Origin of the sequence: Halorubrum coriense DSM 10284, from assembly GCF_000337035.1 — an archaeon.
Taxonomy (GTDB): domain Archaea; phylum Halobacteriota; class Halobacteria; order Halobacteriales; family Haloferacaceae; genus Halorubrum; species Halorubrum coriense.
The window spans coordinates 230009-236133 of record NZ_AOJL01000060.1; the positions used below are offsets into that span (position 1 = coordinate 230009).

General features: G+C 70.2%; 4 protein-coding genes and 1 pseudogene. 4 read left to right on the plus strand and 1 reads right to left on the minus strand.

The genetic code is table 11. The features are described from left to right. The first annotated feature begins 39 nt into the window (after window positions 1-39). The 3 genes from C464_RS14665 to C464_RS14675 all read left to right on the plus strand — a co-directional run bounded on the left by C464_RS14665 (window position 40) and on the right by C464_RS14675 (window position 4792). Window positions 40-1389 carry an O-acetylhomoserine aminocarboxypropyltransferase/cysteine synthase family protein gene (locus C464_RS14665; RefSeq protein WP_006114537.1) on the plus strand — a complete coding sequence of 450 codons (1350 nt, stop codon included), beginning with the start codon at window positions 40-42 and terminating at the stop codon, window positions 1387-1389. Next, on the plus strand, window positions 1386-2684 hold the full coding sequence (gene metX / locus C464_RS14670) for a homoserine O-acetyltransferase MetX (RefSeq protein ID WP_006114538.1): 1299 nt from the start codon (window positions 1386-1388) through the stop codon (window positions 2682-2684). Before C464_RS14665 ends, metX begins: the two co-directional genes overlap by 4 nt. A 455-nt stretch (window positions 2685-3139) precedes the next feature. After that, the gene (locus C464_RS14675) at window positions 3140-4792 is read left to right on the plus strand and encodes a long-chain fatty acid--CoA ligase (protein ID WP_006114539.1); all 1653 of its coding nucleotides are present in this window, start codon (window positions 3140-3142) and stop codon (window positions 4790-4792) included. A gap of 41 nt (window positions 4793-4833) precedes the next feature. On the opposite strand, the gene C464_RS14680 is transcribed toward C464_RS14675, so the two are convergent. Further along, window positions 4834-5283, minus strand: coding sequence for a DUF5807 family protein (locus C464_RS14680; protein WP_006114540.1), 450 nt, complete (start codon window positions 5281-5283; stop codon window positions 4834-4836). Window positions 5284-5622: 339 nt separating this feature from the next. Here C464_RS14680 and C464_RS20000 point away from each other — a divergent pair. Then, a pseudogene (locus C464_RS20000) lies at window positions 5623-6097 on the plus strand (DEAD/DEAH box helicase); the annotation flags it as partial. Between the last annotated feature and the right edge of the window lie 28 nt (window positions 6098-6125).

Here is a 6125-nt window from a genome sequence, read left to right on the forward strand (position 1 = left end):
TGACAGTTATAGCCGTGCGTAGGCGTATGAGCAACAAACATGACACGTGGGTTTTCGACCCGGAGCCTCCACGCCGGCGGCGGGCCCGACGCGGCCACCGGTGCTCGGGCCACGCCGATCCATCAGACGACGTCGTACGTCTTCGACGACGCGGACACGGCGGCGGAGCTGTACGCGCTCCGGGCGGAGGGCCACGTCTACTCCCGGCTCTCGAACCCGACGGTGAACGTCTTGGAAGAGCGGATCGCCGCCCTCTCCGGGGGGTCGGACGCGGTCGCGACCGGCTCGGGGATGGCCGCGTTCGACGCGATAACGACCGTCCTCGCGAGCGCGGGCGACAACGTCGTCGCCAGTTCGGAGATGTACGGCGGGACGGCCGCGTACCTCACGAGCATCGCCGACCGCCGCGGGATCGAGACGCGGCTGGTCGAGACGCTCGATTACGAGGCGTACGCCGACGCGATCGACGGCGACACCGCGTTCGTCCACGTCGAGACGCTCGCGAACCCCTCGCTCGTCACGCCCGACTTCGAGCGGCTGGCCGCGATCGCCCACGAGAACGCGGTGCCGCTCGTGGTCGACAACACGTTCGCGACGCCGTACTGCTGTCGCCCGTTCGAACACGGCGCCGACATCGTCTGGGAGTCGACGACGAAGTGGATCACGGGCAACGGCACCACCGTCGGCGGCGTCGTGGTCGACGGCGGGCGGTTCCCGTGGGACCACCCGGACGCGGACTACGCCGAACTCGACGGCGAGTCGCCCGCGTACCCGATCGACTTCGTCGAGCGGTTCGGCGACGCCGCGTTCGCCAACGTCGCCCGCCAGCGCGGCGTGCGGCCGACCGGCGGCCAGCAGTCGCCCTTCGACGCGTGGCAGACGATTCAGGGGCTGAACACGCTTCCGCTGCGGATGGAGCGCCACTGCGAGAACGCGCGGCGGGTGGCCGAGTTCCTCCGCGACGAAGACCGCGTCGACTGGGTAAGCTACCCCGGGTTCGAGGACCACGAGAGCCATGACAACGCCGCGAAGTACCTCGACGGCTTCGGCGGGATGGTGACGTTCGGCGTCGACGGCGGCTACGAGGCCGCGAAGACGTTCTGCGAGGCGGTCGAGCTGACGAGCTTCCTCGCGAACATCGGCGACGCGAAGACGCTCGTCATCCACCCGGCCTCGACGACCCACGCGCAGATGGACGCGGACCAGCGGCGGCTCGCAGGCGTCTACCCCGAGATGCTCCGGCTCTCCGTGGGGATCGAGGACCCCGACGACGTGATCGCCGACCTCGACGTCGGGCTGGCCGCGGGCGAGCGCGCCGCGGCGGGGCGGGGCGGCGACGAGCGAACCGCGGACGACCGGGCCGCGGACGAGGGGGGTGTGAACCGATGAGCGCCGTCCCGACCGACCACGGCGTCGCCTCGCTCGGTGAGTTCACCTTCGAGTGCGGGCAGTCGGTCCCCGACTTCGAGGTCGCCTACGAGACCCACGGCGAGTTCGACGGCGACAACGTCGTGCTGGTCTGTCACGCGCTCACCGGGAGCCAGAACGTCGCGCGCTCGCCCGAGCCGGACCGGGACGCGGGGACCTCGGAGGCCGGACAGGCGGGGCAGGCCCGCGCGTGGTGGGACGACGTCGTCGGCCCGGGGAAGGCGATCGACACGACCGAGTACTACGTCGTCTGCGCGAACGTCCCGGGCTCCTGTTACGGGACGACCGGCCCCGCCAGCGAGCGGCCCGCCGACCTCGACCTCCGCGAGGAGCCCGACCACGACCGGTGGGGGACCGCCTTCCCGCCGGTCCAGGTCGAAGACTGGGCGCGGGCGCAGCGGCGGCTGCTCGACCACCTCGGCGTCGGTCGGCTCCGGGCGGTCGTCGGCGGCAGCGTCGGGGGGATGAACGCCCTGGAGTGGGCGAAGCGGTACCCGGACGACGTCGACCGCGTGGTGGCCGTCGCGACCGCCGGCCGGCTCGACGCGCAGTGTCTCGCGCTCGACGCGGTCGCGCGGCGGTCGATCCGGGCGGACGCGGACTGGAACGGGGGCGACTACTACGGCGGCGGCCGGCCGGCCCCGACCGAGGGGCTCGCGATCGCCCGGCAGATCGGCCACATCATGTACCTCTCGAAGGCGTCGATGGAGCGGAAGTTCGGGCGGCGGTCGGCCGGCCGCGACTCGCTCACCCGCGAGGACGGCGACCTCGGGTTGCCGCCGGAGCCGACGGCCGGGTTCTTCCCGTACCGCGAGGTCGAGTCGTACCTCGACTACCAGGCGGAGGGGTTCGGCGACCGCTTCGACGCGAACAGCTACCTCTACCTGACGCGCGCGATGGACGAGTACGACCTCGCCGCCGGGCATGGCACCGACGCCGACGCGCTCGCCGCCTTCGAGGGCGAGACGCTGCTCATGAGCTTCACCGCCGACTGGCACTTCACCGTCGAGCAGTCGGCGTCGCTCGCGGACGCCTTCCGCGAGAGCGGCGTCCCCGTCGCTCACCACGTGGTCGACTCCGACCACGGCCACGACGCGTTCCTCGTCGAACCTGAGCACGTCGGCCCGCCGGTCCGGGACTTCCTCGCCGACGGCGTCGACGGCCGAGCCGTCTCCGACGAGGACGGCGACGACGGCGACGACCCGCGGCCCGACTCCGACCACGCGCCCGTCCACGCGAGCCTGTTCCGAGGCTGAATTTCTTTTTAAATAGCGAGTGCCCGGCCGGCGTGTGCCCGGTCGGCGCGTGCCCGTGAGCGGCCGCTCCCGGCGGCCGCGAACGGCACCGCGCGAGGGACGCCGCGAGCGACGCGGGCGACCGGAGGGAGCCCCGAGCGAGCGGCGAGGCTGGGGAGGCGTGAGGTGCTGTGGGACGGGGTTCGAAGGGGCAGTCGCGAGACGGGCGCAGGCGACGCGAGTACCGCGGGAGCGAGTGAAATGAGCGACGAGGAGCGCGGCGAGCGTGCGCCCGCCTCGCGGCTGGGGCTTCGGCGGGGTTCGTGTCGATCCTCTACTTATAACCGGGCGCGTGTAGCCGAGCGACGAGACCCTCGGCGGTGTCCGCCGAGGATCCGCGATCAGTCGGTCGTTCGCGGAGATTCACGATCAATCATGATAACGTTCATAGTTCCCGACCTCGTGGTGTGTGAGGTATGCCAGGCGGACACGCTCAGACCCTGCGACCGTTCATGTGGCGCGCGGAGCGACTGTACCCCGACACCGAGATCGTCTCGCGGACCCACGAGGGGCGGACGCGGCACACCTACGCCGAGTACGCCGACCGCACCGCGCGGCTCGCGAACGCCCTGGACGACTACGGGATCGAGCGCGGCGACCGCGTCGCGACGTTCTGTTGGAACCACACGCGCCACTTCGAGACGTACTTCGGCGTCCCGAACACGGGCGCGCAGCTCCACACGATAAACCCCCTGCTGCCCGACGAACACATCCAGTACATCGTCGACGACGCCGACGACGAGATAATCTTCGTCGACCCCTCGCTGGCGGAGAAGATCGCCGGCGCCGCCGAGGGCGCCGCGGAGTTCGACGGCGTCGACTTCGTCGCGATGGGATCGGAGGGGATCGACGCGCTCGACGCCCCCGCCTACGAGGAGTTCATCGCGGACCACTCGACGGAGTACGACTGGCCAGACCTCGACGGCGACCAGCCCGCCGGCCTCTGTTACACCTCCGGCACGACAGGGAAGCCGAAGGGCGTCGAGTACACCCAGTCGATGCTGTGGAGCCACACGATGGCCTCCCAGACGCCGCAGGGGATCCCGATGGAGGACTCCGACGTGGTGATGCCCGTCGTTCCCATGTTCCACGTCAACGCGTGGGGGATGCCGTTCACCGCGGCCGCCGCGGGCGCGAAACACGTCTACCCCGGTCCCTCGCCGGACCCCGCCGACCTCGGCGCGCTGATCGAGGAGGAGGGCGTGACCATCTCCGCGGGCGTGCCGACGGTGTGGCTCGGGCTCCGCGAGCACGTCGAGGCGGGCAACGACGTCGACCTCTCGACGCTCGACACCGTGATCATCGGCGGCGCGGCCGCGCCGCAGGCGCTCATCGAGTGGTACGACGAGCGCGGCGTCGAGGTGCTTCACGCGTGGGGGATGACGGAGCTGTCGCCGATCGGGACGGTCTCGCACCTCAAGAGCGACCTGCGCGAGGCCGACTACGAGACGCAGGTGAACAAGCGCTCGAAGCAGGGGCTCGTCGCCCCCGGCCTAGAGTTCGAGGTCATCGACGAGGACGGCGAGGAGATCCCGTGGGACGGCGAGGCGTTCGGCGAGCTCCGCATCCGCGGCCCGTGGGTCACGAAGGAGTACTTCAAGCGCCCCGAGGCCAACGAGGAGGAGTTCGTCGACGGCTGGCTGAAGACCGGCGACGTGGTCACCGTCGACGAGGACGGCTACATGCAGCTCGTCGACCGCACGAAGGACGTGATCAAGTCCGGCGGCGAGTGGATCTCCAGCGTCGAGTTAGAGAACGCGATCATGGCCTACGACGGCGTCAGCGAGGCGGCCGTGGTCGGCGTCCCCCACGAGCGCTGGCAGGAGCGCCCCGTGGCCTTCATCGTCGTCGCCGAAGGCGTCGACCGCGACGAGCTCGTCGAGCGGATCGAGACCGGCCTCCGCGACGAGTACCCCAAGTGGTGGGTACCGGACGCGGTGGAGTTCATCGACGAGGTACCCAAGACCGCCACCGGGAAGTTCTCGAAGAAGGACCTCCGGGAGCAGTACGGCGACCAGTCGCTCGTCGACGGGGCGGTGCCGGAGGACGACGCGCCCGAGCAGGAGTAGAGCGAGGAGGGAGGTAGCGTCGGGGGCCGCGCGGCGGTTTTTTACTCGTCGCGGTCGCCGACGACCCACTTGTGCGAGTAACTCTCGCCGCACGTACAGTGGGCGTAGGCGTGGACCACGTCGCCCTCGGCGTAGAGGCCGCCGACCTCCTCGTTTCGCGCCTCCGCGAACGCGAAGACGAACCGGATGTCGTGGTCGTCGTCGGGGTCCGCGTCCGGGTCGTCCGCGAACGGACACGCGCCGCCGTCGAGCGAGCGCTCGATCTCGCCCTCGGCGTCCATCGCCGTCTTCGCGAATTCCATCGCGCCCATCCCCGTACCGGCCTGGAACGCGGACCGACCGGTCTCGCCGTCGAGGATCAGCCGGACGCCGCAGTCGGTCTCGGTGCCGACCTCGCGCAGTCGGGAGTCGTCGTCGAGGTACGCGTCGCTCAGGTAGAAGACCACGTCGTCGAGCCGCTCGCCCGCGAGGAACTCGTCGAGGTTGCTCATGGCGGCCGGAGGCGCGTGAGGCGTAAAAGGCGTGCGTGTCGGCCCGGGCGGAGCCGAGTCGTCTCGCGGCCGACCGGAAGGGTACGAGCCGGGTCGATCGCGGGCCCGTCGCGCTCGGATCGATAATAGATCGTGTGGAATCAGGGCAACTGTTAAGACGTATCACGGAGATCCGTCGCGTGATGAGTACGCAGACTAGATCCGGCGACCGGCTCGTCGAGTGGGCACAGCTGGTCGACGAGGACGTTCCGGAGGAGCTCCGAGAGGAGCGCTCCGGCGAGAGATAACTTTCACCCCGCTTCGCGAAGGCTTTAGGCCGACGGCGGCGAAGCCCCGCCGATGGCGACCGAGGCCGCCGGAATCGACCGAGACCTGATCGTCGACGGGTTCCTACAGCGACGCCGTTACCAACTGGAGCTCGCGGACGCCGCCGCCGACGAACACACCCTCGTCTGTCTCCCGACCGGCCTCGGCAAGACGACCGTCAGCCTGCTCGTCACCGCCGAGCGCCTCCGCGAGGCGGGCGGGAAGGCGCTCTTCTTGGCCCCCACGAAACCCCTCGTCCAGCAGCACGCGGACTTCTACCGCGAGGCGCTGTCGATCCCGGACGACGACGTCGTCGTCTTCACCGGCGACGTGAAGCCCGACGACCGCGCCGCGCTGTGGGACGACGCGCGCATCGTGATCGCGACGCCGCAGGTCGTCGAGAACGACCTCGTCGGCAACCGGATATCGCTGCGCGACGTGACCCACCTCACCTTCGACGAGTGCCACCGCGCGACCGGCGACTACGCGTACGTCTACATCTGTCTCTTATACACATCTCTGAGCGGGCTGGCAAG

Coding starts and splice junctions, on each gene's coding strand:
- C464_RS14665 (WP_006114537.1), top strand. CDS start 40: ATGACACGTGGGTTTTCGACCCGGAGCCTCCACGCCGGCGGCGGGCCC.
- metX (WP_006114538.1), top strand. CDS start 1,386: ATGAGCGCCGTCCCGACCGACCACGGCGTCGCCTCGCTCGGTGAGTTC.
- C464_RS14675 (WP_006114539.1), top strand. CDS start 3,140: ATGCCAGGCGGACACGCTCAGACCCTGCGACCGTTCATGTGGCGCGCG.
- C464_RS14680 (WP_006114540.1), bottom strand. CDS start 5,283: ATGAGCAACCTCGACGAGTTCCTCGCGGGCGAGCGGCTCGACGACGTG.